This window comes from Dyadobacter linearis, from assembly GCF_907165045.1.
In the GTDB taxonomy this organism is placed as follows: domain Bacteria; phylum Bacteroidota; class Bacteroidia; order Cytophagales; family Spirosomataceae; genus Dyadobacter; species Dyadobacter linearis.
Map to the genome: position 1 here is coordinate 246,813 of NZ_CAJRAU010000002.1, position 24,541 is coordinate 271,353.

Below are 24,541 nucleotides of genomic sequence, written 5' to 3' on the forward strand. Positions count from 1 at the left end.
CACATTATATCCGTGGAAAATGTGCCTTTACAGGTTAGTCACATCACCCAATCCAAGTAATGAAAGATACACAGGATAACCGTCGCCAGTTTCTCAAAAATTCTGTCAATACCGCCGCAGGTATGATCATGCTGCCGACCTTGTCGGAAAACCTGATCGCCAAGCCAGCAACAACAGTCGCGGAAGAAGTAAAACCTACTTATATGGCGTCCAGGATCAAGTTTTCAGTGATCGGAATGAACCACGGCCACATTTACGGCCAGGCAGAAGCGGTGATCCGCGGCGGGGGCGAACTGGTATCTTTTTATGCGAAAGAAGCAGATCTTGCCGCTGCATTTGCGAAAAAATACCCGAATGCAAAACAGGCCGCCAGTGAAGCGGAAATTTTGGAAGATAAAAGCATTCAGCTGATCCTGAGCGCGGCTATTCCCGACGAGCGCGCACCGCTGGGTATCCGCGTGATGAAAAGCGGAAAGGATTATATGGTTGACAAACCGGGTATTACTTCGCTGGAACAACTGGCGCAGGTCCGGAAAGTGCAGAAGGATACGAAGCGGATCTATTCGATTATGTATAGCGAGCGCCTGGAAAACCGGGCGACGATCAAAGCTGGCGAACTGATCAAGGAAGGTGCGATCGGAAAGGTCATCCAGACGATCGGGCTTGGGCCGCACCGGATGAATGCTAATACGCGCCCGGAATGGTTTTTCGATAAAAAGAGGTTTGGCGGGATTATCTGCGATATTGCTTCGCACCAGTTTGACCAATTTCTGTTCTTTACAGGCTCTACCAAAGCAGAAATTGTAGCCTCTCAGGTTGGGAATGTTGGCCACCCGCAATATCCGAAGTTTGAAGATTTCGGTGACGCGATGTTGAGAGGAAATGGTGGTGCCGGCTATATCCGCGTCGATTGGTTTACTCCCGACGGATTGAAATCCTGGGGCGACGGTAGACTTACGGTTTTAGGTACGGAAGGTTTTATCGAGATCCGTAAAAATGTAGATATAGGCGGTCGCGATGGTGGAAATCACCTTTTTTTGGTCAATAATAAAGAAACACAATATATAGATTCCAGCAAAACGGAGCTGCCTTACGGTCGCCAGCTGGTGGATGATGTTTTGAACCGCACAGAAACGGCGATGTCGCAGGAACATTGCTTTCTTGCAACCGAACTGGCATTAAAAGCGCAAAAGATGGCGCAGAATGTTCCTGCATTAAGCTAGGAGCAGATTTTCAAACCCCATAAAAAAACCGGTGCAAGCGCATCGGTTTTTTTATGGATAAGATTTAGTTTATTCTGAAAGTGCTTTGAATTCGTCATCTGAAAGCTCAATATCTCCTGCTTTCAGGTTTTCGTGTAAATGTTCGATAGAGCTGGTACCCGGTATCAGGAGGATATTCGGCGCACGTTTCAGCAGCCAGGCCAGCGCGATCTGCGCAGTAGTTGCATTGTGCCCAGCGGCTATTTTCTCAATCTTCGACTTTAATTTATCCGGCCCCGAAGCGAGCGGGTACCACGGGATAAATGCCATTCCCTGCTCAATGGTATAGTCAAGCACGTATTCCCACTTTCTGTCTCCCAGGTTGTACAGATTTTGAACCGAAACAATAGGGAGCATTTTGCTTGCACGCTCAATCTGCTCGATATCTACCTCCGAAAGGCCCACATGCCGGATCTTACCTGCGGCAACAGCATCGGCTACCGGCCCGAGTGTTTCTTCAATCGGGAAGCGGGAGTCAAAACGGTGCAGCTGCCAAAGATCAATTACGTCCAGTTTCAGTCGCTGTAAACTTCCGTCGATCGTTTCCCTAATATGTTTCGGGTCGCCATTTACCGGCCATTGATTCGGGCCCGTCCGGTCGAGACCGCCTTTGGTTGCGATCAGCAGGTTTTTCGGATAGGGGTGAAGTGCGTCGGCGATCAGCACCTCATTCGTGTGCGGGCCGTAAGAGTCGGCAGTATCGATGAAATTGACGCCGGCCTCGACTGCTGCCTGTAGTACTTTCTTTGCATTCTCCCGGTCCGGCGCGTCGCCCCAGACACCTTTTCCTGTCAGCTGCATTCCTCCGTAACCCAGCCTGTTGATCTCAATTTCCCCGCCAATCTTAAATGTGCGGAGGCTTTCGGTTGTGCTCATTTTTGTTGATGTTAAAGTTTGTTGGGCATAACAATGTTTTACTGACATTGGTTACGCCGATAGTAATATGATCAGGCAAATTGCGCGCCAGTGACCTAGGAGGGCCAATTGGCATAATTTTAGTCCCTCCGAATTGAATCAAAACCTATATAATATGGAAACCACCGTGTATGAATCCCGCGCAAGAGAACTGATCAGCGAGATTAAAAAGATTATTGAAGTAAAAGGCTTGAACCTGGATACCGCATTGGAAGACGCCGGCATATCTCCGGATAATGCGGACAATATACTCAACCAGAACACTATCCCTTCTCTTTCTGAATTTCTGGCACTTTGTGAAATTTCCGGCATTACCATTCATTTACCCTCTATCGAAACGCCAAATACACCTATGTAAGTGGTCGCTATCCTTAGGTACCTGGCTCAGTTCCAGCGCATTTTTGCTTAAAAACTGACCGAATAATCAATTCACGAAAAATATTTTAAATTATTTTCAAATTTTTTTTCGGGTGAGGACCGAGTTAACGGAGATTTTTTGGCAAAAAAGGCTAGTGGTAAAATCCACTCGGAAGATTATTTTGATTTTTCAGCATAATGCAGAAGTTTCTACCTGTGTTAACGTTGCGGTAATATTGCATTAGTGACTCTTACATTCCAGCCAAATGTTCCTTGGCAGAAAATCGAGGATAATGAGAAATTTCAAGAGAGGAGTCTTTGAATAGTACCATTTTTACGAATCGAATATAGCTATTTTCCGCAGTCATTATTGGTATTTCAACCGAAGATTATTTTGTCGAGAGTGTTGCGCATTACTTGCATTCGGAATATTGTGGTATATTTGTACCTGTAAATGATACACAAAAACACAAGAACAAGTAAACCACTATTACCAATGAAAAATGCAAAAACAATGATAGCTACTGCCATGATGGTCATGTCTATCGCAACTTATGCCAACGCAAACAATACGACATATACTTTCGAAGAGAAAACAAGAGTTGCAGTATTGGACAAAGCGTTACCAGCTTCACTTCCTGTTCTGGACAGCCCTGCTCCACAGAAAGATAAATTGACAGTTGACACCAATAAACACAATGCTGACCAAAAAGCAGCAATCGTAGGGCTTCAATTAAAAGGCAGTTCTGCTAAGTAAATTGAATTGATCCTGGAAACAGGATCCGTTGAGTTTGATTTAAAAAAGGGGAGAATATTTCTTCCCTTTTTTTTGTGCCTATCCTATAAAGTTTGCTTCAAATGAGAAATCCGTGCGTGCTCAAAGCATTTGCACTCGCTTTTTTTATACCTTGACAGTATCAATATGATTGAGGAGCATAAAAAATGCCAATGAAGATTTTGCTTATTGAAGACGATCCGGGCGTCATTTCCGTCATCCAGCGCGGACTTTCAGCTTCCGGCTATGAGATTACGATTGCTATGGACGGGCAGTCGGGACTGGAAATGGCGTTTCAGCATAGTTTCGATATTGTGGTACTTGATCTGATGATCCCGATGATCAACGGAATGGAAGTTTGCCGCAGGTTGAGGAATGCGCAGTTCGCGAAACCGATCCTGATGCTTACCGCGCTGGGCACTACCGAGAACATTGTGTCAGGCCTCGACGCCGGTGCGGACGATTATATGACCAAACCTTTCAAACTCGCCGAACTGGAAGCGCGGCTACGGACGTTGACGCGCCGAGGAAAGGAGGTAGAGAAAAAGGAGGGTATTCTCAGCCTTGGAGATCTCACGCTTGATAAGATCACAAAAAGCGTCAAAAGGGGGTCGACAACGATCGATCTGACAGCCACGGAATTCCGTTTGCTCGAATATCTGCTTTCAAATACCAACCGGGTACTCAACAGGATCGAGATTCTTGAAAATGTATGGGACATTAATTTCAATCTCGGCACAAATGTGGTCGACGTATACATCAACTATCTGAGGAAAAAAATCGATAAAAACCACGAAGTGAAGCTGATACATACCGTTTTCGGAATGGGCTACGTCGTGCGTCAGGCTTATGAAGATTCAAAATAAGATTGCGCTGCTATTTACATTACTGTCGGCCAGCATTATTGTCGCGCTGAGCATTTTCGTTTACATCTTCGCCACCGAGAGCATTCGGTCCAGCTTTTACCACCGGCTGGAAGTGCGTGGCGACATTATCGGACACGCGGTTTTGGAGGAAAATGAATCCAGAAAGCCAATCTATTACGATATCAAAAAGCGCCACCTGGGCGATCTGCCTATTGAGAGGCACAAGGTATTGTTGTCTTCGGTGGATATAAAGGAGAAAGCGAAGCTGCCTTTGCCAGACGATTTTTACGAGGATCTGCTCAAAAATAATGAAGCAAGATTTATCAGCAGTGACACTTCCTACGTGGGGCGGACAATCGTAAATGATGACAAGAAGATCATTGTGATCTCTTCAGCGGTGGATCTTTACGGGCTGGCAGAAATGGAGAACCTTAAAAATCTGCTCGTGATCGGATTTCTGATCGCCTTCGTTTTCATATTCACTTTTGGTAAGATCTTTTCTGACGCGATCTTCAAGCCGATCCGCCGCATTATCCGCAATGTAAAAGGGATCAATGCACATAACCTGCACCAGCGGCTGGTTATCGATAATAGTGACGACGATATTGAAGACCTGTCGCGCACATTCAACGATATGCTCGACCGGCTCGAAGTTACCTTTGAAATACAGAACAACTTTGTAAGTAATGCCTCCCACGAATTTAAAACGCCACTTACAGTAATCAGCGGCGAAGCTGAACTCGGGCTGAGCGTTCCTGAGCTCCCGGAGAATGTGCGCCAATCTTTTACTAATATTTACAAAGAATCCGAAAAGCTTGAACACTTGACAAACAGCATGTTAAGTCTCGCCCAAACGGGTTTTGACGGTAAAAAAGAAGAATGGGGCTGGCTTCGTATCGATGAACTGATCCTTTCAGTCAAAGAGGCAGCTGACAAAATCAGCGCTGAAAATAAGGTTAGCATCAACTTTGACCATTTACCAGAAAATGAAGAAATGCTGGTTGTCAATGGAAATAAGGTATTGCTCAAAGCTGCATTTACGAATATCGTTCTCAATAGCTGCAAATACTCGGATAACAAACCGGTAGAAATCATCATCAGTTCGGACCAGCAATATGCGATCGTTGAGATCGTGGATGAAGGTATCGGGATCCCTGACCGCGAGATAGGGCAGATATTCGTCCCGTTTTTCCGCGCCTCCAATACGGAGCGCTACAAAGGTTACGGGATTGGTCTCCCGCTGGCGCACAATATCATCAGAATGCACCAGGGAAAAGTGGATGTTCAAAGTAAAGTTGACACCGGTACCCGCTTCAAAACCTTCCTTCCGTTCAAATAGGGCACATTTTTAATCCGGTTTTAATATTCTCATCCCATTCTAATAAGTCTCACACTGTATTATAATTTGCCTCTTAAGACAGCCTAATAACTCTGCCGTAACATTGTATCACTGATTCAATCAGGGAAAATCATTGTTAATCAAACCGATAGAGTTGTATGAAAACTGTAATGATTCCGACAGATTTTACAAATGAGAGCATTCAGGTTGCCGAAGCGATTGTGAGAGATAGTAATGAACAGGTGAAAATTGTGTTCACGCACCTTTTCCACGTTGCAGATGATATTCAGGATTTATTGTTCTCGGGCTACCGCGAAAAAGAGTTTGAATTTGTGTCTGAGGATTTTTGGGCAGATTGTAAATCGCTCAAAGAGGAATATTCCGATACGCTGAAAAGTATAAAGATCGATTTCTTCTACGGGAATAAGCTCGCTGCACTCCGAAATTTCATGGAATACCACGAGGTCGAGAGTATCGCCTATTCGGAGAGCTATGGTTTTCCAAAACTAAATAAAAGCAGTCTGGATGCATTTCCGGTATTGAAGAAGAGTGGCGTTAAGATGATCAATGCAGATTTGATCAGCGTTTCGGCACTTGCCTAGTCGACGGAAATGCATTGATAGTGTGAGTGAATTCGTGAAAATGATAACATGATTAATATGCTGCTCAAAAAGAACATTCCGATCCGATATATTTTCGGCAAAATAAAATATGAGATATTTTTTGTGACTATTTATGGTGTGGCGATAGAAATCATTTACCAAAACTTTCACATCACCAATATCTCGATTCCAATGACGGTTCCCACGGTGCTTGGGACGATCATATCCCTGCTTCTAGCATTCCGATCTAACCAAGCTTACGATCGCTGGTGGGAAGCGCGGATCATCTGGGGCGCAATCGTGAACGATTCACGAACGCTGGCCCGGCAGATTATCGCGTTGATGGACGAACCTTACGATTCCGAGAGTATCGACGGTTTCAAGCACCGGATGATCAAAAGGCAGATCGCCTGGTGTTACGCGCTCGGAAAAGGGTTGCGCAAAGACGATCCCCTGCCGCTGATCAGCAAATTCGTGACCGAGGAGGAATATGAATATGTGAAAGATTATGATAACAAGCACGTTGGCTTACTTCAGCTGCACGCCCGCGACCTGAAAAATGCGTTGAAGCAGGGTTGGGTAAATCCATATCAGCAGATCGAAATCGACGGTACTTTAACCCGCCTTTGCGATTCAATGGGTAAATGCGAACGTATCAAGAACACCGTATTTCCGTCGACTTATAGTTTGTATATCCATCTTGCATTGCACTTCTTCATCTTACTATTGCCTTTCGGGCTGGTGCAATTGTTTGGCTTTCTGATGGTTCCGGTACTGATCGTGATCACTGCCTGCTTTTTCCTGATCGAAAAAATGGCGATTCACTTGCAGGATCCATTCGAAAACAAGCCTACCGACACGCCCGTCATGACGATTTCAAGAAACATCGAGCGCGACCTGAAACAAATGATGCGCGACGAGCAGGTACCAATGGTTTACACGCCCGATAAATTTTACATTCTGTAAACCGTCCTCAAATAGAGTAAGCGCGGGGTCCAGGCTCCGCGTTTTTTTTACCCCTAAATCCCCTGTTGGGGACTTTCGTTGTTGCGTGTAAATCGCGATCCCCCTTCAGGGGCTGGGGGTAAGGGTTAATGTTACCCCTAAATCCCCTGTGGGGGACTTTCGTTGTTGCGTGTAAATATCGCGATCTCCCCTTCAGGGGCTGGGGGTACTCAGAGGTATCGGCTCCCCTTCAGGGGCCGGGGGTTTTTATCCCATTTCTAATATCAGTCAAAATCTGATTATTCTGCTCTACCCAGTTCCCCTTGCCGCTGCCCTTGAATTTCGATTTTTTCATGAAGTCCTCGAACATGTTGAAAGCTTCGCGCGCATTTTGTTCGGAGTAAAACGCATTGATCCATGGCGCCGGGACCTGGCTAGGTTTTACTACGCCGATTCCCGGATTGTATATTCGCAGAATACCCTCAGAAAATTCCCACGAAACGCGGTTTTGCTCCCGCGTTTTGGCAGCTTTCAATAAGTAAATATTGTGCAGCAAATAGTTGCTCAGCCTTTTTTGCAGCTGCCCTTTGTTCTCCGGTTTCTCAGGTTTGATCCGCCATTCATTATTTCCTGCAAAAAAAGGGTCCTCCCGATAGTTACTGAGCGGTTTTCCATACTCCATCAACAGCATACTTTCTTTGGGATTAAATTCAAAATGCATGACGCGAAGGCCATTCTCCGCTATTTCGAATGAGATACCTACTTCCTGGGTTACCCTTTCAGATGTTAAGAATACAGATTGTGACGTGCTATCGAAGGCCCATTTTCCGGTACTATATGCATTGTTATCCCGGACCTGGGTAAAACTGCCGTCGGGAAAAAAGGAAATGAATAGCTCCTTCTTGCTCATTGGGGTGTTTTCCAGCGTGTTACCTTCCGGCCCGGTGGCAATCGGATCGACTTCATTGACTCCGTACATCCGCCAGGAGCCGAGGACATTACTACTTTTGGGCAAAGTGGATTCACCTAATTCCCGCAGTTCTCTTCGCACAGCCGCTTCCTTGCTGGCCCGGTAAATGATACCGCGGTGTTGCAGCATAATGATCAGAATGAGCAGGAAGACGAGTTTGTAAAAAGCCATAAAAACTTAGCGATAGTGGCAGATGACGATCCTGCGAGTAATTTTTGCGCAAAATCTTCTTATCCTGCTAACAATCGGGAGCAAAAATCAATCCGGTTAGTATCCTAAAATCCTGAATTTTTTATGAATATTATGCGGTCAGTGCCACTTTTTTTAATTTTTATCTTACTCAATTTCGGCTATGATTTCAGGAAGCCAGCAGACAAGTCCCACGAAATCAATGCAGAAGATACCCAGCTGAGAGCTGTCGCAAGCGGTGATGGTGAAACAATCAGCATTTCGAAAGGCACTGGCGGTCAGCCTATATTGGTTCAAAATGCAAAAAAAGATTTCCGTCCCTACCTGCACCCAATAGTAGCACCCGACGGAAAAGGCATCCTCACTGAATACAGCCCCGGACACCACAAACATCAAACCGGCATTTACTGGGGCTATACCCGCGTAAACGGCCGTGACTATTTTCATCATCCCGAAGCTTCGTATTGGAGAAAAGTATCCTCGCAAATCATCGAAAAAGAAGGTGTTGAGGTAAAGTGGCAGACGGTTTATGATTTGCTGGATTCTACTGGCACCGCCGTGCTGACGGAGACGCAAAACTGGTCAATGCGCGTGAAAAATGGCAAATATTTTCTGGACCTGGAATGGAATGGGGAGGCTAAGACAGATGTGACATTTGGTAAATATGATTACGGCGGGCTGTTTGTGAGAATGCCCTGGAAACAAGGCATTAAAGGCGAAGTAGTGAATGCCGCGCGGCAGAAAAATGAAAAAGCAGAAGGCCAGGCTGCCATGTGGGTGGATATTGGCATGCAGGTAGCCGGTCGAGATGACCTGGCGCACATTGCAATTTTTGACCACCCCGAAAACAACGGTTACCCGCAAACCTGGCGTGTGGACCCGCAACTCGGCGCCGGCCCGGCGCGTGCAAGAAAAGGTGACTGGCATCTTAAAAAAGGCGAAACCGAAGTAATCAAGCACGAGCTGGTAGTATATACCGGCGAGTTGAATGACGTAGAATTGAACAAAACTTTCGGTGAGTTTATCGGAAATAATGGTACTTATAATACTGCTGCATTGTGGGCAATTGCGCAAAAAGAGGGTAGGGAGGCTAAGTTTCTGAGTGCGCAGGAGGCAGTGGCGGCGATGACGATAAAAGATGGTTTTCAGGTGAATGCCTGGGCTTCCGAACCGATGATGACGCAGCCGATGGCGTTTTGCTGGGATGACCGTGGGAGAATGTGGATCGCGGAAAATAAGGATTACGAGTCACGAGGAAAAGGGTTTTCGAATGCAGGAAACAGCCGCATTTTGATTTTGGAAGATACAGATCACGATGGCGTGGCAGATACGAAGAAAGTGTTCATGGAGGGTATTGCATTCCCTTCCGCACTTGCGGTCGGTTTCGATGGTGTGTTTGTCGGTGCGCCGCCAAATTTGCTTTTTGTCCCCGATAAAAATGGCGATGATAAGGCTGATATGGAGGATATTGAGGTTCGCCTGACCGGCTGGGGAATCCGCGACCGGCACGAAACATTGAATAGTTTTCACTGGGGACCAGATGGTTGGCTGTACGGTTTGCAAGGTTTTGCAACACCTTCGAAAGTCGGCAAGCCAGTTGGAAAAGGCCAACTTTTCAAGCACAAAGATCCTTTCCCGGAGGATATGCAGGTCGAAAATGGCGTAGATATCAATGGCGGTGTGTGGCGCTATCATCCTACCAAAAAGATCTTCGAAGTGGTCGCACACGGTTTCAGCAATCCATGGGGAGTTGATTTTGATGCAAAGGGTCAAATGCTTATAACTGCCTGTGTAATACCGCATTTATGGCACGTAATTCCTGGTGGGATTTACCATCGCCAGGGCGGACAGCATTTCAATCCTTATGTTTATAATGATATCAAAACCATCGCTGACCATACCCACCGATCTGCGCATGGTGGCGCGCGTGTGTATCAGTCGGATGCATTTCCTGACAATGAAAAGGGTAAGATCTTCATGGCCAATATTCATGAACACGGTATTTTGTCGGACATCCTTAAACCGAAAGGTTCCGGCTTTTCAGGCAAGCACGGAGACGATTTTATGATGGCCAACAATGCGCAGTGGGTAGGTTTTAGTATGGAAATCGGGCCCGAAGGTGCGATGTACGTGCTGGACTGGCATGATGCGGATATTTGTGGCTCTGATGTACTCAATTCTGAAACCGGTCGTATTTTTAGAATTACTCCTAAAAAATCGCTCGCAGAGGATTGGAAAGGAAGGTATTCGGATTTAAACAAAATGAAGGATACTGAACTCGCCGATTTGCAGACTAGCAAAAGCGACTGGCACGCGCGCCGGGCGAGAATCATTTTACAGAACAGAGCTGGAAAAGGGAAAATGGATCCCGCTGCATTAAAAAAGTTGAGTGAAACCTACCAATCCGCAACTGACGCCGACCATCGCCTCAGAGCAATGTGGACACTAAATATTACTGGTAACCTTGATGAAAATGTATTGACAAAGGCACTCGGAGATCAGGATCCTTACATTCGAAGCTGGGCTGTGCAGTTTTTGACAGAAGAAAGCAAGCCTTCGATAAATGCGATCGTGAAATTCACGAAAATGGCAGTTGAGGAAAAGTCGGCCGTGGTGAGGCTTTACCTCGCGGCGGCATTGCAGCGAATGGACGATGCTGCAAAGTGGAGTGTAGCAGCTGGGTTGCTCACACATCCAGAAGATTCGGAAGACCATAACCTGCCTAAAATGATCTGGTTTGGCATTGAGCCGCTGGTGAAAGCAAATCCGGTAAAGGCACTTGCGATGGCAGAAAAGTCAAAAATTCCGATGGTAACGCAGTTTATTGCACGCCGGACTGTTGATGCGGATCAGATTGAAATGCTCGTAAACACAATTGGCAAGGCGCCGGTAAACCGGACCAATTTGCTGGAAGGAATGCGCGACGGGCTGGATGGCAGAACTGATATTAAAACGCCGGGAAACTGGAATGCGGTTTTTGCCAAACTTAAACAAGCCGACAACACAACTGCAAAACTGGCGACCGAATTGTCGAGACAGTTTGGAGATACGGAAGCTTCGAAAACCGATCTGGCAATCTTGAAAAACAAAACTGCGCCGATAGAACAGCGAAGCAAGGCTTTGCAATCGCTCACAAACCGGCAGAGACCCGAGTTGCTGAAAGAACTGCCTGCATTGCTGGACGACAATAAATTGCGTCTGGATGTCATCAGGAGTATTGCCGCATTTGACAACGAGCCTCTGGCCAAGTCTTTGATCGAGCGTTACCCGAAATTGAACAATGCAGAAAAGTCAGAGGCGGTACAAACGCTGGCTTCGCGACCTAAGTCTGGCTGGTTGCTGACCCAGGCGATTTCGAAAAACGCGATACCCAAAAAAGACGTTCCGACTTTCGTCGCGCGGCAGTTGCGACGGGTAGTTGGAAGTGGTTTTGTAGAAGTGTGGGGGCCGATCGATCACGTTGCTTTTGATGAAAAGGCTTATAAAAAATACAAGAATATGCTTACTGATCAGTCAGTTGCCGCGGCAAGCAAAGCAAATGGGCGGATGGTTTTTCAAAACACCTGTGCGCCTTGCCACAAATTGTATGGCGAAGGTGGTATTATCGGCCCCGAATTAACAGGCTCTAACCGCGCCAATCTCGATTATTTGCTTGGCAATATCCTCGATCCAAGCGGTGAAATCCAGGACGATTATAAGATGGTAGTAGTAACCACCCGTGACGGCCGGACTTATGTCGGGAATATCGCGAAGGAAACCGAACGGCAAGTTACTTTGCGAATTGTCGGTCAGGATGCGGTAAATATCAATAAATCAGATATTCAAACGCGCGAAGTAACCCCGGCGTCTATGATGCCAACCGGCTTATTAGAAAACCTGAGCGACAAAGAAGTAAAAGAGTTGATAGCGTATTTGAAAACGAGCGCACAGGTAGCATTGCCGGGGAAATGATGAAAAGGTGCAGCGCGCTGGGGGACATACGTTTAAGAATTACCGCTCGCCAAAAACCTCTGCGTTGATTTCTTGGTGCGATGAGGCATATTGTAGGACTGATTTTACAAAATCATTTAGCGTTACGTCGTATTGAGAGGCAAGCAGTGCTATCTTTTTATGAAGGTCTGAGGAAACACGAATATTAAATACACCTTTGTAGGTTCTGTCCGGGGACTTACCTAACTCTTTACAGGTTTCAATATAATCTTCAACTGCTTCCTTCATTCCCTGTTTTAGTGCTTCAACCGACGTGCCTTCGAAAGTAACCAGATCATTGATACCGATCACTTTACCAAAAAACACCTCATCCGCGGGACTATAATGAATGCTGGCAGTATATCCCTGGTAAACGAGTGAATTAATCATTTTTGATTTTTCCATTTTCTTTAAAATTTGCTATCAACTGTTCTATCACATATACTTTCACAATTTGCCCCGGGTGCGGCTTGTGAAGACTAATGATCCGTTTTTCTGAGTCAGCAAATTTCCGTCTGGAGCCTCCGGTTTTTCCAGAGGGCAATTCGCGATAGCCAAATGATTCCAAAACAGATATAAGCTCCTTCCAGGTAAAATCCCTAGGCTTAGTAAAAAACCGCCCGAGCAGTTTTTCTATTTGACTCATGTGTGTGTAGTGTTTTTTTTGTAACTGAATATTAGTTACAAATTTTGGTGTATTCTTTTACATTTCAAACAGGTTTCGCAATATTTTTTTGTGATCACTATTTCAACCAACCTTCAAATTCTCCGCCGCCTTTTCAACCGTTTCCCTAATCCGCTTCTCCCTAGTTTCCGGCCGTTTTGCGGCGTATATCCATTGCAGGATGAATTTTCGGGCGGAGGGGGCGAAGGCCGTGAAGTTTTCGAATGCTTTTTTGTTTTTGGCAAATGCGTGTTTGAGGTCGTCTGCAAGTACTTCGTTTTCCACGTCGGTGAGCTTTTCCCAGGAGCCGTTTTGTTTGGCGAGGTCGATTATGGCCTGGCCTTGCGGGCGCATTAACCCTAACTCTGTCATGCGGACTACGCGTTCTTTGTTGCTTTTCGCCCAGTTGCTGACGGGTTTGCGTTTCGTAAAGGTCTGGTAAACACTTTGTTCGTCACGTTTCATCGTCTTGCTATCGATCCATCCGTAACAAAGCGCGTGCTCCACAGATTCGGCATATCCGACGCTGGGAACACCGCTGTTTTTGTTGTAGATAACAAGGTATACAACGCTCGCCGTATCTGCATTTTTGTCAAGCCACTCCCGCCATTCATTGGCGGAAGCGGCTTGGATCACTTCTTTTCCGTCCTTAGTTTCCATTTTCTCCAAGAATTTCCAGATAATGCGGATTAGTCATAATACCCAGGATATTGCCGAACGGATCCACTACTGCGGCTGTCACGAATCCTTCACCTCGCTCTATAATTGGTTGGTATTCAGTTGCTCCGAGTGAAAGCAGCCTTTCCAATGTGCCGGAAAGGTCGTCAACATGCCAGGAAGTGATCGCGCCTGCGGGCTTGCCGGCAGCACCGGGCGGGGCGTACTGAGCGTCGATGATGCCAATTTCATTTTGATAATCACCGATCCGAAACTCGGAATAGCCTGGTTTGTTGTAATAAGGCTCAATGCCAAAAACCTTTGTGTACCAATCGATTGCAGCCTTGTGGTCGGCGGCATAAATAGTCATTGTTCCAAATCCCCGAAATCCGTTTGATCCAGCCATCTTGTTTTTGTTTAGTTGATCAGTTATTGATATTCAAATTAAGGAACGCGGTATGACAACAGTCTGTCAGGAGTATGTTGATCTTTTAAAAAATTGCAACAATCTTTTTTCAGCCATCCGAAATTTTATCAAAAAACGGAAAAACTTAATCGTTAACTGTAAATTTTGGTACAAAAACAGTATTTTGTTGAAGCATTGCAATTTTCGCTTTATTAATTCCTGAATCAAACTGCCGGACTTATGCGCTTACGTTTCCGAATTTCAGTCTTGTTGCTCATCATCTTTGCTGCGGCGTTCGGTAATGCAGGTGGCGCAATGCGTGCAGATCAGCCCGAAACCTTAAAAATCGGCGCGACTACTCCCGATTTCAATTTGTTGGGTACAGATGGAAAGCGTTATTCTCTCAAAAGTTTTGCGACCGCAGATGTTCTGGCAATCGTCTTTACCTGCAACCACTGTCCCACCGCACAGGCCTACGAGGAGCGCATTAAAAAATTGACCTCGGATTTTAAAGCAAAAAAAGTGGCGGTAATTGCGATTTCATCCAACGACCCCAAAGCAATCCGGCTCGATGAGCTGGGGTATACGGATCTGAGTGATACTTACGACGATATGAAGATCCGGGCGAAAGATATGTCCTACAATTTTCCTTATCTATATGATGGGGACGATCAGAAAACGGCGCTCGCATACGGCCCGGTCGCAACGCCACACATTTTTATCTTTGACAAAAACCGCAAACTACAATATCACGGAAGGATCGATGATGTGGAAAAACCGACGGGTACGCCGAAAAATTTAGACGCCAGAAATGCAATAGAAGCGTTGGTTGCAGGAAAGCCGGTTCCGGTTGCTTCTACAAAAACATTCGGCTGCTCGATGAAATGGGCGGAGAAAGAATCGGGAGCGCAAAGCGAGCAGGCAGGCTGGGCCAAAGAGCCGGTAAAGCTGGAAACGATCGATGAAGCGGGTTTAAAGGAATTGATTCAAAATAAAACTGATAAGCTCCGGCTGATCAACGTTTGGGCGACGTGGTGCGGACCTTGCGTTACCGAATTTCCGGATTTTATGACAATGCATCACATGTACCGCGGCCGCGATTTCGAGTTTGTGTCCATCAGCGCAGATAGCCCGGACAAGAAGGCAAAAGCGTTGAAATTTTTGCAGGGAAAATACGCTTCCAACCCTAATTACATTTTTAATGTGGAAGATAAATATAAGCTGATTGAGGCAGTAGACCCGAAATGGCAGGGCGCTTTACCTTATACATTGCTTGTGGAGCCGGGTGGCAAGATCGTGTATTCGCAGCAAGGGCCGATTGATCCGGCGAAAATGAAGAAAATGATTGTCGAGAATAAATATGTAGGCAGATTTTACTAACTAAACTATTTCAAATTTATATAGATTCATGGAAGATCAAGACTTATCCAGACGTCGGTTTTTAGGCACGTCGGCGCTGGCAGCCGCAGGTTTTGCGCTGCTTCGTACACCTGTTATCGGCGCGCCGGCTTATATCAAGAACCTAGGCAAACCCAATTCACTCTTCAATGGCGTGCAGATTGGCGCGATCACCTACTCGTGGCGCAGTATGCCGCAGGATGCGGAAAGTATATTGAAATACTGCATTGATTGCAATATCAGCGCGATTGAAATGATGGGTAACACGCCAGAGCAATTTGCCGGTGCGCCCGAAGCACCGCCTCGTCCGAACATGGCACCCGGCCCTGACGGCAAGCGCCCGGAAATGACTGAGGAGCAAAAATCGGCTATGAAAGAATATGGTACAAAAATGGCAGAGTGGCGTGCAAAGGTTTCAATGGATAAATTCACGCAGCTGCGTAAGATGTACAATGATGCCGGCGTGAGTATTTATGCTTACAAACCCAATGCACTAGGCACTAATAATACGGATGCAGAAGTGGATTACGCATTGCGTGCCGCACGGGCGCTGGGTGCGAACCAGGCGACGGTTGAACTTCCGAATGATTCTGCTCAAACCAAGCGTTTAGGAGATATTGCTGCCAAAAACAAAACTTTCATCGCCTACCACGGTCACACCCAGCAAACACCGACGTGGTGGGATACTGCATTGAGGCAGTCGAAATTCAATGCGATGAATCTGGATATGGGGCATTACGTAGCCGCAGGCTTCGACCCGATCGATCTGATCAATGCGAAACATGAGCATATCAAAAGCATGCACATCAAAGACCGGAAATCGAAAGCAAACGGTGGCGCGAATCTGGTTTGGGGCACCGGCGATACACCAATTATCCCTGTGCTGGAACTGATGCGGACCAAGAAATACAAGTTCCCGGCAACTATTGAGCTGGAATATGAAATTCCGGCGGGCTCGGACGCAGTAAAGGAAACTGCGAAATGCGTAGAGTTCGCACGAAAGGCTTTGATGGCCTAAGATATTATGTTAAAAAATCAAATCGGCGGCCAAAGGAGTGGTCGCCGGTTTTTTATATCAACCATTATTTATGTGGTCACCAAACACACTCTGGTTTGAAGTAGCTGTTATCAGCGCGATCTTCGCAATTGGAAATATCTTGATGGGGCATTTCGAAGAACAGACTCCAAAATTGAGAAGATTGGGAAAATATATTCTTGTTCTAATTATTGTAACTACAGTATCAAGTTTTTTCGGACGATTCTTCGCGTTCGCATGTCTTTTGGGAATCTTCGTGCCCATGTTTCTCTACGTCCATTTATACTACCTGCCTCGAAGAAAAGGTATCAACGGAATTACTGGTGAGCCGAAACGTAAGTACTACGAATATAGAGGTTGGAATACAAACATATTTGATAAAGACTAATGATGGTGTTGATGTTTCCGCCTTCGTTGGTGTTGTCACCGACGCAACATGCACAAGAGCCCCTAAGCATATAATGTGACCAAAATCCCTGATTAACGTCTTAATAATAAAAGGGAAATGGAAACACATTATATTCAATTCTGCACCGCTACGATCCTTGATTGGAAGAATATCCTGGCGTCAGACAAATACAAGGACATCATCATTGAAAGCATGCGATTTTTGGTAGACAAAGGTCGGGCACAAATTCATGGATTCGTGATTATGCCAAATCACATGCATGTTATATGGAGAATCCACAAAGATCTACTCTTGCAGGATGTACAGCGCAACTTCCTGAAATACACAGCTCAGCAGATTAAATTTGATCTCCTTGATAGTGAGAGTCTCTTGCTATTTGATTTTGAAGTACGTTCGAAAGATCGGAGGCATCAATTTTGGCGGAGAAATCCGTTGAGCATTGACCTTTACTCACCGAAAGTATTGGAACAAAAGCTCAATTACATTCATCGAAACCCGGTGCAAAAGGTTGGAAGCTAGCTGCTCACGAATCGGAGTATTTTTACAGTTTGTATCAGTTTTATCATTAGGGGGCGAATGCTTTTGATTTTCTGACGCATTATATGGATTGACGGTGGATTTGCTTTCGTTTTGCTTATTGTTCGTGACAACACCAACAATGGCGGCGGCTTTCTGACGCATTACAAGGATTGACGGTGGGCTTGCTTTCGTTTTGCTTGTTGTTGGTGACAACACCAACAATGGCGGCAACTTTGTGACGCATGATATGGATTGAAGGTGAGCTTGCTTTCGTTTTGCTTGTTGTTGGTGACAACACCAACAATAGCGAACGAAGAGTACGAAAAGGAGCGGAGCAGCCGGATCAAATGATTCTCTGAAAATCGTAGCTGACAATATCAGCTAAGTAAAAGATCCGAGCGCCTGTATTTTAATGAAAGTAACAACGATACCCATTTTACGATGCATCGCAGGACTTTCATTAAAAATACAGGCGCATTTGTTGCTACCGGGGCCGCAATAACGCCCGGGTTCGCGTTCCAAACGCCAAATGCCAAGAATAAGCTGCCCAAATGGAAGGGTTTTAATTTACTCGATTTCTTCTCGCCCGATCCGGCATCCGCCCGCAAGCCTACCACCGAAGATCATTTCAAATGGATGAGCGACTGGGGTTTTGATTTTGTGAGAGTTCCGATGGCTTATCCTGCCTATGTGAAATTTGACAGAACTAAAAATATTACGCCGGAGGAAGTATATCAAATTGACCAGCAGGCTGTTGATAAAATAGATAGGTTGGTAATGATGGCGCACAAATACAAAATGCACGTGAGTCTGAACCTTCACCGCGCGCCGGGCTATTGCATTAATGCAGGCTTTCATGAACCTTATAACCTCTGGACGGATCAAAAAGCACAGGACGCATTTTGCTATCACTGGAATATGTGGGCCAAACGTTATAAAAATGTTTCTTCCCAGCTGATCAGTTTTGACCTGCTCAATGAACCGAGTATGCGGGAGGATATGAATGATCAGCATTCAAAAAGATCTTCGGTTCCTGGCGCGACTTATAGAAAAGTCGCACTCGCAGCCCAGGAGGCGATCAGAAAGGAAAATCCGAATCATTTGATCATCGCCGATGGAAACGATGTGGGCAACTCGGTCATTCCGGAGATTGCAGATCTGGATATTGGGCAAAGTTGCAGAGGCTATCACCCGGGCATTATCTCGCATTACAAAGCGCCCTGGGCGATGAAAGAAACGGATAACCTGCCCGAAGTAAAGTGGCCGGGACAGGTAGGAGAGCAATACCTCAGCCGCGAAATGCTCGAAAAATACTACAAACCCTGGATCGAACTGGTCGCGAAAGGGGTGGGGGTACATTGCGGGGAATGCGGCTGTTGGAACAAAACGCCGCATGCAGTGTTCCTGGCGTGGTTTTCGGACGTATTGGATATTCTATCTTCTAACGGGATCGGTTTTTCGCTTTGGGAATTCTCAGGAGATTTTGGCGTACTGAACTCTCGCCGCGACGATGTGGCTTACGAAGACTGGCACGGACAAAAGCTGGACAGAAAGCTCCTTAATTTGCTAATGAAATACTAAAGAGCATGTTACTGGTTCAGCTCCCCGAGCAAGCCGCGCAGATTGAGGGATTTGGTGAACATTTCGATAGAACCGTCGGGCAGGTACGTCCAGAGTTCTTTCGGTCTGTCCCAATATAATTCCACGCCATTATTATCAGGATCATTGAGATAAAGCGCCTCTGAAACACCGTGATCGCTGGCGCCGGAAAGCGGGTATTCTGCTTTTAAAAGTCTGTCCAGGATCGCTGCCAGGTCTTTTCTGGTAGGGTATAAAATGGCAGTGTGAAAAAGCCCGACACTGTGCTGCGGAGCAGGCGGAGCGTCTTTGCTGTACCAGGTATTCAAACCAATATGATGGTGGTAACCGCCAGCGGAAATGAAAACCGCCTGGTCGCCGTAGCGTGTCGTAATTTCAAAACCCAACAAGCCACAATAAAAGTCAATAGCACGATCCAGGTCGGCCACTTTTAGGTGCACGTGACCAATACGGGTAAGGGTCGGGAGCTTATAATCCTGAGGTTCCATGATAGAGTTTTGAGGTTAGCTTTGTAAACCAAATTACATTTAGTTGCGGTAAAAAATTCCCCCGCAGCCCTTTAACCCATAGACCAATTACCTCACATTCCTATTTTATGAACCGTCGAGAAGCAATGTCCTCTATGCTGGCCGTCAGTGGTACGGGACTTTTACCAGCCGAAACTTTGAAAGCCAAACAAGATCCGTTTATATATTCGCTCAATATGAGCACGTTGCGTGGCCACAAGCTGGGTTTTCGCAAAGAGCTGGAAGTAGCGTCAAAAGCAGGTTATCGCTCAGTGGAAATATGGGTTAATACCTTGCAGGACTATCTTAAAAACGGCGGTAACCTGAAAGAGGCGAAATCTATGATCGATGATCTCGGCCTGAAAGTAGAGGATGCGATCGGGTTTGCTCCCTGGATTGTAGACGATAGTGCCACCAGGACAAAAGCTTCGGAACAATTAAAACTGGAAATGGATCAGCTTGCCGCAATAGGTTGTCCGCGCATAGCCGCGCCACCGATGGGCGCAACAACCGGAGATTCGCTCGATCTGAAAAGAGTAGCGGAACGTTATCGGGCGATATTGGAGCTGGGAGATACCACAAAAGTGACTCCGCACCTTGAAATGTGGGGATTTTCAAAAAACCTTAGCCGGGTGGGTGAGATACTGTATGTCGCGGTAGAAGCGGATCATCCCTCGGCAAAAGTGTTGATGGACGTCTACCATTTGCATAAAGGCGGATCAGGAATGGATAGTGTGAAGGATGTCGGGAAGCCGCTGGTCGAGATTTTTCATATTAACGATTACCCCAAAACACCGCCACGGGAAACTATTACCGACGCGGATCGGGTTTATGCAGGAGACGGCGTAGCGCCTTTGAAAGAACTTTTGAAAAATCTGAAAAATCCCGAAAAACCGGTGATCCTTTCTTTCGAAGTATTCAATCAGGGATATTATGCACAGGATGCATTGCTGGTAGCGAAAACCGGTCTGGAAAAAATGAAAAAAGTAGCACAGGGAGTTTAAAATTGCGTTTATGAGCGAAGTAAAGATGAAGCTTGACAATAGAAAGCGCGGCGCTTTCTATATAGAGGAAGAAGGAAAGCAGATCGGGGAAATGGTGATCGGGGTGAGTGATACCACACTCACGGTGTACCACACGGAAGTTGACCCTGACAAAGAGGGTAAGGGTTTCGCGAAACAAATGTTTGATAAAATGGTGGCTTACGCGCGCCAGGAACATTTGCAGGTTTTGCCGCTTTGCCAGTATGTACACCTGCAATTCAAGCGGCATCCTGAAAATTTTGAGGATATCTGGAAAAAATAGAGCTGCACAACGCAGCTCTATTTTTTATTGGCAAGTGGAAGAAAAACAATAAAATCGGATCCTTCACCCACTGTACTCCTGGCTGTAATATGCCCGTGGTGATTCTGTACCACTTTTTTGCAAAGCGCCAGCCCGATTCCCGAACCCGAGAATTCGCTGCGTCCGTGCAGTCGCTGGAACATCTGGAATATCCTGTCCAGATATATTTCATCAAAGCCAATTCCATTATCGGAAACTACAATGCGTGCGTAGGAAAATCCTTCCAGCGGTTTGGCAATGGACAATACCTCTTCGGCAGTGGCTTCTCTCGATAAAAGTCTGATCTCAGAAGGCGCGTCGGGTTTACGGTATTTGATCGCATTGCTGAGCAGATTTTGCATTAACTGGGTCAACTGCGGCCGGTTTCCGTGAATTTCCGGCAGATCTTCAACGATGACGGAAGTTTTCTGTTCCTGAATCGCGATTTCCAAATCCGCCAGAATGTGACTCACCATTTCTTTCAAACCAACCGGCTGAAAATCAGTATCCCGAGTCGCCAATCTTGAATATGCCAGCAGGTCATCGATCATCAGCGACATTCTTTTGGATGCATCCTGGATCCGGTTGAGCATAAATACCCCGTTCTCATCGAGTTGTTTCGAGTAAAGCGACTGCAACCGTGAACCAAACGACTGGATCTTCCGGAGCGGCTCCTGCATATCGTGACTTGCCGCATAAGCAAATTGTTGCAAGTTATTATTTGAATTGATCAGCTCCGCATTTGTCTGGTTCAGTTCCGCAGTGCGCTGCTGTACCCTTCTTTCCAGGTCGTTGACAAGCTGCCGGTATTTTTCTTCACTCTTTTCAAGCGCATGCCGCGATTTCACCTGCTCAGTTACATCCACGGCCATATCCAGGATCGCATAGATCTGGCCCTCGCTGTTGCGAAGCGGTTTGTAGGTATAATCGTAATAAAATGTCTGTAATTCACCATCGATCACAATATCTCCCCGGGCACCTTGTTCCGAATGTGCGTCACCAGTTTCATAAATGCGTTTCAGGATTTCCACAAATGGCTGTTCTCTGAGTTCAGGCAAAGCTTCCAGAAGCGGTTTTCCGATCACAGAGTCCCCTTTTCCCCAAAGCTTCAACATAGCTGCATTTGGAATATCAATCACAAAATCCCTGCCTACAAACAATGCAGTAGCGACAGGCGCCTGCTGGATCAATGTCCGCAGGTGTTCTTCGCTGGTCTTAATGCGCTGTTCCGAGTGGACCCGGTCAGTAATATCCATGACGATCCCCGACAAAGAAGTGGCTTCTCCGTGGCTGTCGAACATATATTGCCCTATCACCCTGACCCAGTGGATCGACGCATCGTCCCACACGAAGCGGGCTTCATAGCGAAGTTCTCCTGTTTCAGCGGCCACTTCGTAAGCCTTTTCGCGGATCGGCAGATCTTCCGGGTGAACGTGTTCGATGAATATGTGCCTTGTCACGTGCCTGTCTTCATGGCCGGTCAGGATCTTCGCCATGGTAGGCGAATAGATGATCTCGTCGGTTTTTGAATTAACCAGAAACGAACCTGCGCCCGACCCTTCTATGGTCATAGCAGCCTGTTTGTCAGCCCATTCTACTTTTTCACGATTAATTACTTCATCTGTTATATCCCTGGAAATACCTGCGAAACGGTAGGGCATTCCTCCATCGGTAAAATAAGCCTGGCCGGAGCAATGCAGCCAGCGGAGTACCCTGTCTTTTGCACCTATCGTGCGGTATCTGATATCATAGGGTGCCCTGATCTTAGGATCGAGCGAAGCGATAGTGGCGTCCCTGGCCCGTTCCTTATCATCAGGGTGGATATATCTGGAAACAATTTCGTAGTCCAGCACCTCTTCGTCCGGGTTTCCGTACAGTTCCCGGCAGCGCTGGTTGGTAATTATTTTTTTGGTAAAAGGGTCAAAATTCCAGGTGCCTAGCTGGGCGGCTTCCATAGCGAATTTCAGGCTCGCTTCACTTTCCGCCCGCTCTTTTTCAAGTCGGAGCTGCTCGGTAATATCCAGCATGGAACCGACCATCCGGACCGGTTTTCCGTCTACGATAATGGTGTAGCCGCGGTCATGAACGTGGGCATATTCGCCGTTTGCACGACGGAAGCGGTAAAAATCCGACCAATGCGGCTCTCCCTGCTCGATGACCTGGTGGATTTTCTGAACAACCCGTTCCTGATCGTCCGGATGAATATGGTCGTACCAGGACTGGGGGCCCTTTTGCAGATCTTGGGGAGAATGCCCAAAATTCTGCTGAATTCCTTCGTTCCACCAAACTGTGCTGTTCACAAGATCCCAATCCCAGATCACGTCACGCGTCGCTTTTGCAACAAGCTGGAACCTTTCAATGGCAACTAAAAGATCGTCTTTCCGATCGTCAAGAGAGTTAATCATACGAATTGAGGATGCTGTAAAATGCGGGATTTTTGCATTTGAAGCATAAACACTTTATAAAAAAATCACATTAGAAGAATTCAACGAATGCTGGTTTCCCAACCGGGATCGGGCACTTATTGTTCCGGAATTATTGTGAAAAAACTGCACCCGACTTCTATTAGCGGCAATTTAAAGTAAAAGAACAACACAGGTCAGCTTTTAATACAATTAGAGAAACTACATCGTCGGACTGCTAAAATACAAAATCTTATGCTGAGAATTACACATTATCCACTCGCATTGGCGCTTCTGATCCTGACGGGTTGCATGATATTGCCAGAGAAGAAACCGGTCCCGCTATTCGACGGCAAGACCTTTAATGGCTGGGAAGGTGATACCGTAAAAACCTGGAAGATCGAGGACGGTGCGATCACGGGAGGATCTCTGACCGAAACTGTGCCGCACAATGAATTTTTACGCACAAAGAAAAGCTATTCCAATTTCATATTGAAAGTGAAGTTTAAGCTTACCGGAAGTGAGGGTTTTATTAATACCGGCGTGCAGTTCCACAGCGTCAGGGCCAAAGACCCGGCTTACGAAATGATTGGTTATCAGGCAGATTTGGGAGATAAGTTCTGGGCCAGCCTTTATGATGAATCCAGAAGAAACAAAACACTGATCGCACCGGATTCGGCATTGGTTGAGAAGATAGTGAAAAGGAATGAATGGAATGATTACGAAGTGCACAGCCAGAACGGGCGGATACGAATATTACTAAATGGGACGCAGACCGTCGACTATACCGAGCCGGACAAATCGATACCGCAAAATGGGATCATCGGTTTGCAGATTCACGGCGGCGGCAAGGCGAAGGTCTACTTTAAAGATTTGTGGATAGAAGAAATTTAGCCCGGCGTCACTTCCAGGCGTTTAATAATCTTCGTATTACTACAATTTCTGCCGTGTGGTAAGAATTGTGATCGGCGATCAGCAGTGCTTCACGCAGCAGGGTCTGACCATCGCCCCAGGGAAATGCGGCAAAAAGGTCATTTGTTTCTGTCTTCAGCAATGCGAAAAATTGTTTTTGATCGTCGCGGATCTCGTTTAATGCATTTTCCCATTCCTCGTCACTTACCTGTTCATGCGCCGGTGTCCAATAGTCTTTCGGCCACTCTTTTTCCTTGTATTCACTTGAAACGGAAAATTCCAGAATGTCCTTTTGCGCAATCCTTAAATGCTCAACCAGCTGCCAGATGCTGTAAGGCAGACTTTCGGGAACAACTCCTCTTAAATCGGCAGGCAGCTTTGCCGTGGCATCCCATAATGAGACGTGTGCATTTCCTTTTTCTATCAGCGTTATCAGCTCGTTGACCAGCTTATTTATTTGGTTTTTTTCCATCATGATTATCAATAGTCAGTCTTTTAAGAAAGCATTATTTGTTTATTTT

General features: G+C 46.2%; 24 protein-coding genes. 15 read left to right on the plus strand and 9 right to left on the minus strand.

Annotation, left to right across the window (positions count from 1 at the left end; translation table 11 throughout):
• Positions 1 to 59: 59 nt before the first annotated feature.
• A complete protein-coding gene (locus KOD92_RS07160; protein WP_215232873.1) occupies positions 60 to 1,223 on the plus strand; it encodes a Gfo/Idh/MocA family protein in 1,164 nt (387 codons plus the stop codon).
• 69 nt (positions 1,224 to 1,292) lie between these two features.
• Here the strand turns inward: KOD92_RS07160 and KOD92_RS07165 are convergent, their stop codons facing one another.
• Complete coding sequence (locus KOD92_RS07165) at positions 1,293 to 2,138, minus strand: aldo/keto reductase (protein WP_215232874.1); 846 nt, start codon at positions 2,136 to 2,138, stop codon at positions 1,293 to 1,295.
• A 154-nt stretch (positions 2,139 to 2,292) separates the two neighbouring features.
• Between KOD92_RS07165 and KOD92_RS07170 the strand changes: the two genes are divergently transcribed.
• The 6 genes from KOD92_RS07170 (at position 2,293) to KOD92_RS07195 (ending at position 7,082) form a co-directional block, all read left to right on the plus strand.
• Positions 2,293 to 2,535 (plus strand): helix-turn-helix domain-containing protein, encoded by a 243-nt coding sequence (locus KOD92_RS07170; protein ID WP_215232875.1) that lies wholly within the window; start codon positions 2,293 to 2,295, stop codon positions 2,533 to 2,535.
• 495 nt (positions 2,536 to 3,030) lie between these two features.
• A complete protein-coding gene (locus KOD92_RS07175; RefSeq protein WP_215232876.1) occupies positions 3,031 to 3,291 on the plus strand; it encodes a hypothetical protein in 261 nt (86 codons plus the stop codon).
• A 191-nt stretch (positions 3,292 to 3,482) separates the two neighbouring features.
• The gene (locus KOD92_RS07180; protein WP_215232877.1) at positions 3,483 to 4,175 is read left to right on the plus strand and encodes a response regulator transcription factor; all 693 of its coding nucleotides are present in this window, start codon (positions 3,483 to 3,485) and stop codon (positions 4,173 to 4,175) included.
• A complete protein-coding gene (locus tag KOD92_RS07185; protein ID WP_215232878.1) occupies positions 4,159 to 5,514 on the plus strand; it encodes a HAMP domain-containing sensor histidine kinase in 1,356 nt (451 codons plus the stop codon). The genes KOD92_RS07180 and KOD92_RS07185 overlap by 17 nt, the downstream gene beginning before the upstream one ends.
• A gap of 158 nt (positions 5,515 to 5,672) precedes the next feature.
• Positions 5,673 to 6,116 (plus strand): hypothetical protein, encoded by a 444-nt coding sequence (locus tag KOD92_RS07190; RefSeq protein ID WP_215232879.1) that lies wholly within the window; start codon positions 5,673 to 5,675, stop codon positions 6,114 to 6,116.
• A gap of 57 nt (positions 6,117 to 6,173) precedes the next feature.
• Positions 6,174 to 7,082: a bestrophin family protein gene (locus KOD92_RS07195; RefSeq protein WP_215232880.1), complete on the plus strand. Its 909-nt coding sequence runs from the start codon at positions 6,174 to 6,176 to the stop codon at positions 7,080 to 7,082.
• 229 nt (positions 7,083 to 7,311) lie between these two features.
• Here the strand turns inward: KOD92_RS07195 and KOD92_RS07200 are convergent, their stop codons facing one another.
• Positions 7,312 to 8,202, minus strand: coding sequence for a hypothetical protein (locus tag KOD92_RS07200; RefSeq protein ID WP_215232881.1), 891 nt, complete (start codon positions 8,200 to 8,202; stop codon positions 7,312 to 7,314).
• 123 nt (positions 8,203 to 8,325) lie between these two features.
• Between KOD92_RS07200 and KOD92_RS07205 the strand changes: the two genes are divergently transcribed.
• Positions 8,326 to 12,171, plus strand: a complete 3,846-nt coding sequence (locus KOD92_RS07205; protein WP_215232882.1) for a PVC-type heme-binding CxxCH protein — start codon at positions 8,326 to 8,328, stop codon at positions 12,169 to 12,171.
• A 39-nt stretch (positions 12,172 to 12,210) separates the two neighbouring features.
• Here KOD92_RS07205 and KOD92_RS07210 read toward each other — a convergent pair whose 3' ends face one another.
• The 4 genes from KOD92_RS07210 to KOD92_RS07225 all read right to left on the minus strand — a co-directional run bounded on the left by KOD92_RS07210 (position 12,211) and on the right by KOD92_RS07225 (position 13,916).
• Entirely contained in the window at positions 12,211 to 12,594 is a 384-nt protein-coding gene (locus KOD92_RS07210; RefSeq protein ID WP_229254575.1) for a type II toxin-antitoxin system HicB family antitoxin, read from the minus strand.
• Positions 12,572 to 12,835 carry a type II toxin-antitoxin system HicA family toxin gene (locus KOD92_RS07215; protein ID WP_215232883.1) on the minus strand — a complete coding sequence of 88 codons (264 nt, stop codon included), beginning with the start codon at positions 12,833 to 12,835 and terminating at the stop codon, positions 12,572 to 12,574. Before KOD92_RS07215 ends, KOD92_RS07210 begins: the two co-directional genes overlap by 23 nt.
• A gap of 102 nt (positions 12,836 to 12,937) precedes the next feature.
• A complete protein-coding gene (locus KOD92_RS07220) occupies positions 12,938 to 13,513 on the minus strand; it encodes a YdeI/OmpD-associated family protein (protein ID WP_215232884.1) in 576 nt (191 codons plus the stop codon).
• On the minus strand, positions 13,503 to 13,916 hold the full coding sequence (locus KOD92_RS07225) for a VOC family protein (protein ID WP_215232885.1): 414 nt from the start codon (positions 13,914 to 13,916) through the stop codon (positions 13,503 to 13,505). The genes KOD92_RS07220 and KOD92_RS07225 overlap by 11 nt, the downstream gene beginning before the upstream one ends.
• A gap of 240 nt (positions 13,917 to 14,156) precedes the next feature.
• Between KOD92_RS07225 and KOD92_RS07230 the strand changes: the two genes are divergently transcribed.
• The 4 genes from KOD92_RS07230 to KOD92_RS07245 all read left to right on the plus strand — a co-directional run bounded on the left by KOD92_RS07230 (position 14,157) and on the right by KOD92_RS07245 (position 18,859).
• Positions 14,157 to 15,296, plus strand: coding sequence for a redoxin domain-containing protein (locus KOD92_RS07230; protein WP_215232886.1), 1,140 nt, complete (start codon positions 14,157 to 14,159; stop codon positions 15,294 to 15,296).
• A 28-nt stretch (positions 15,297 to 15,324) separates the two neighbouring features.
• The gene (locus KOD92_RS07235) at positions 15,325 to 16,332 is read left to right on the plus strand and encodes a sugar phosphate isomerase/epimerase family protein (RefSeq protein ID WP_215232887.1); all 1,008 of its coding nucleotides are present in this window, start codon (positions 15,325 to 15,327) and stop codon (positions 16,330 to 16,332) included.
• 523 nt (positions 16,333 to 16,855) lie between these two features.
• A complete protein-coding gene (locus tag KOD92_RS07240) occupies positions 16,856 to 17,278 on the plus strand; it encodes a transposase (RefSeq protein WP_229254576.1) in 423 nt (140 codons plus the stop codon).
• 441 nt (positions 17,279 to 17,719) lie between these two features.
• Positions 17,720 to 18,859 (plus strand): glycoside hydrolase family 5 protein, encoded by a 1,140-nt coding sequence (locus KOD92_RS07245; protein ID WP_215232888.1) that lies wholly within the window; start codon positions 17,720 to 17,722, stop codon positions 18,857 to 18,859.
• 8 nt (positions 18,860 to 18,867) lie between these two features.
• On the opposite strand, the gene KOD92_RS07250 is transcribed toward KOD92_RS07245, so the two are convergent.
• Positions 18,868 to 19,365 (minus strand): VOC family protein, encoded by a 498-nt coding sequence (locus KOD92_RS07250; RefSeq protein ID WP_215232889.1) that lies wholly within the window; start codon positions 19,363 to 19,365, stop codon positions 18,868 to 18,870.
• A gap of 107 nt (positions 19,366 to 19,472) precedes the next feature.
• Here KOD92_RS07250 and KOD92_RS07255 point away from each other — a divergent pair, with 107 nt between their 5' ends.
• Positions 19,473 to 20,387 (plus strand): sugar phosphate isomerase/epimerase family protein, encoded by a 915-nt coding sequence (locus KOD92_RS07255; protein ID WP_215232890.1) that lies wholly within the window; start codon positions 19,473 to 19,475, stop codon positions 20,385 to 20,387.
• A gap of 10 nt (positions 20,388 to 20,397) precedes the next feature.
• Entirely contained in the window at positions 20,398 to 20,688 is a 291-nt protein-coding gene (locus tag KOD92_RS07260; RefSeq protein WP_215232891.1) for a GNAT family N-acetyltransferase, read from the plus strand.
• A 17-nt stretch (positions 20,689 to 20,705) separates the two neighbouring features.
• Here KOD92_RS07260 and KOD92_RS07265 read toward each other — a convergent pair whose 3' ends face one another.
• Positions 20,706 to 23,111 carry a PAS domain-containing sensor histidine kinase gene (locus KOD92_RS07265; RefSeq protein WP_215232892.1) on the minus strand — a complete coding sequence of 802 codons (2,406 nt, stop codon included), beginning with the start codon at positions 23,109 to 23,111 and terminating at the stop codon, positions 20,706 to 20,708.
• A gap of 252 nt (positions 23,112 to 23,363) precedes the next feature.
• Here KOD92_RS07265 and KOD92_RS07270 point away from each other — a divergent pair, with 252 nt between their 5' ends.
• Positions 23,364 to 24,002: a 3-keto-disaccharide hydrolase gene (locus KOD92_RS07270; RefSeq protein ID WP_215232893.1), complete on the plus strand. Its 639-nt coding sequence runs from the start codon at positions 23,364 to 23,366 to the stop codon at positions 24,000 to 24,002.
• A 7-nt stretch (positions 24,003 to 24,009) separates the two neighbouring features.
• Here the strand turns inward: KOD92_RS07270 and KOD92_RS07275 are convergent, their stop codons facing one another.
• A complete protein-coding gene (locus KOD92_RS07275; protein ID WP_229254577.1) occupies positions 24,010 to 24,495 on the minus strand; it encodes a DinB family protein in 486 nt (161 codons plus the stop codon).
• Between the last annotated feature and the right edge of the window lie 46 nt (positions 24,496 to 24,541).

What these genes read in the sequence shown, in the direction of transcription:
- KOD92_RS07160 (WP_215232873.1), top strand. Translation starts at nt 60, where the DNA reads ATGAAAGATACACAGGATAACCGTCGCCAGTTTCTCAAAAATTCTGTC.
- KOD92_RS07165 (WP_215232874.1), bottom strand. Translation starts at nt 2,138, where the DNA reads ATGAGCACAACCGAAAGCCTCCGCACATTTAAGATTGGCGGGGAAATT.
- KOD92_RS07170 (WP_215232875.1), top strand. Translation starts at nt 2,293, where the DNA reads ATGGAAACCACCGTGTATGAATCCCGCGCAAGAGAACTGATCAGCGAG.
- KOD92_RS07175 (WP_215232876.1), top strand. Translation starts at nt 3,031, where the DNA reads ATGAAAAATGCAAAAACAATGATAGCTACTGCCATGATGGTCATGTCT.
- KOD92_RS07180 (WP_215232877.1), top strand. Translation starts at nt 3,483, where the DNA reads ATGAAGATTTTGCTTATTGAAGACGATCCGGGCGTCATTTCCGTCATC.
- KOD92_RS07185 (WP_215232878.1), top strand. Translation starts at nt 4,159, where the DNA reads ATGAAGATTCAAAATAAGATTGCGCTGCTATTTACATTACTGTCGGCC.
- KOD92_RS07190 (WP_215232879.1), top strand. Translation starts at nt 5,673, where the DNA reads ATGAAAACTGTAATGATTCCGACAGATTTTACAAATGAGAGCATTCAG.
- KOD92_RS07195 (WP_215232880.1), top strand. Translation starts at nt 6,174, where the DNA reads ATGCTGCTCAAAAAGAACATTCCGATCCGATATATTTTCGGCAAAATA.
- KOD92_RS07200 (WP_215232881.1), bottom strand. Translation starts at nt 8,202, where the DNA reads ATGGCTTTTTACAAACTCGTCTTCCTGCTCATTCTGATCATTATGCTG.
- KOD92_RS07205 (WP_215232882.1), top strand. Translation starts at nt 8,326, where the DNA reads ATGAATATTATGCGGTCAGTGCCACTTTTTTTAATTTTTATCTTACTC.
- KOD92_RS07210 (WP_229254575.1), bottom strand. Translation starts at nt 12,594, where the DNA reads ATGGAAAAATCAAAAATGATTAATTCACTCGTTTACCAGGGATATACT.
- KOD92_RS07215 (WP_215232883.1), bottom strand. Translation starts at nt 12,835, where the DNA reads ATGAGTCAAATAGAAAAACTGCTCGGGCGGTTTTTTACTAAGCCTAGG.
- KOD92_RS07220 (WP_215232884.1), bottom strand. Translation starts at nt 13,513, where the DNA reads ATGGAAACTAAGGACGGAAAAGAAGTGATCCAAGCCGCTTCCGCCAAT.
- KOD92_RS07225 (WP_215232885.1), bottom strand. Translation starts at nt 13,916, where the DNA reads ATGGCTGGATCAAACGGATTTCGGGGATTTGGAACAATGACTATTTAT.
- KOD92_RS07230 (WP_215232886.1), top strand. Translation starts at nt 14,157, where the DNA reads ATGCGCTTACGTTTCCGAATTTCAGTCTTGTTGCTCATCATCTTTGCT.
- KOD92_RS07235 (WP_215232887.1), top strand. Translation starts at nt 15,325, where the DNA reads ATGGAAGATCAAGACTTATCCAGACGTCGGTTTTTAGGCACGTCGGCG.
- KOD92_RS07240 (WP_229254576.1), top strand. Translation starts at nt 16,856, where the DNA reads ATGGAAACACATTATATTCAATTCTGCACCGCTACGATCCTTGATTGG.
- KOD92_RS07245 (WP_215232888.1), top strand. Translation starts at nt 17,720, where the DNA reads ATGCATCGCAGGACTTTCATTAAAAATACAGGCGCATTTGTTGCTACC.
- KOD92_RS07250 (WP_215232889.1), bottom strand. Translation starts at nt 19,365, where the DNA reads ATGGAACCTCAGGATTATAAGCTCCCGACCCTTACCCGTATTGGTCAC.
- KOD92_RS07255 (WP_215232890.1), top strand. Translation starts at nt 19,473, where the DNA reads ATGAACCGTCGAGAAGCAATGTCCTCTATGCTGGCCGTCAGTGGTACG.
- KOD92_RS07260 (WP_215232891.1), top strand. Translation starts at nt 20,398, where the DNA reads ATGAGCGAAGTAAAGATGAAGCTTGACAATAGAAAGCGCGGCGCTTTC.
- KOD92_RS07265 (WP_215232892.1), bottom strand. Translation starts at nt 23,111, where the DNA reads ATGATTAACTCTCTTGACGATCGGAAAGACGATCTTTTAGTTGCCATT.
- KOD92_RS07270 (WP_215232893.1), top strand. Translation starts at nt 23,364, where the DNA reads ATGCTGAGAATTACACATTATCCACTCGCATTGGCGCTTCTGATCCTG.
- KOD92_RS07275 (WP_229254577.1), bottom strand. Translation starts at nt 24,495, where the DNA reads ATGATGGAAAAAAACCAAATAAATAAGCTGGTCAACGAGCTGATAACG.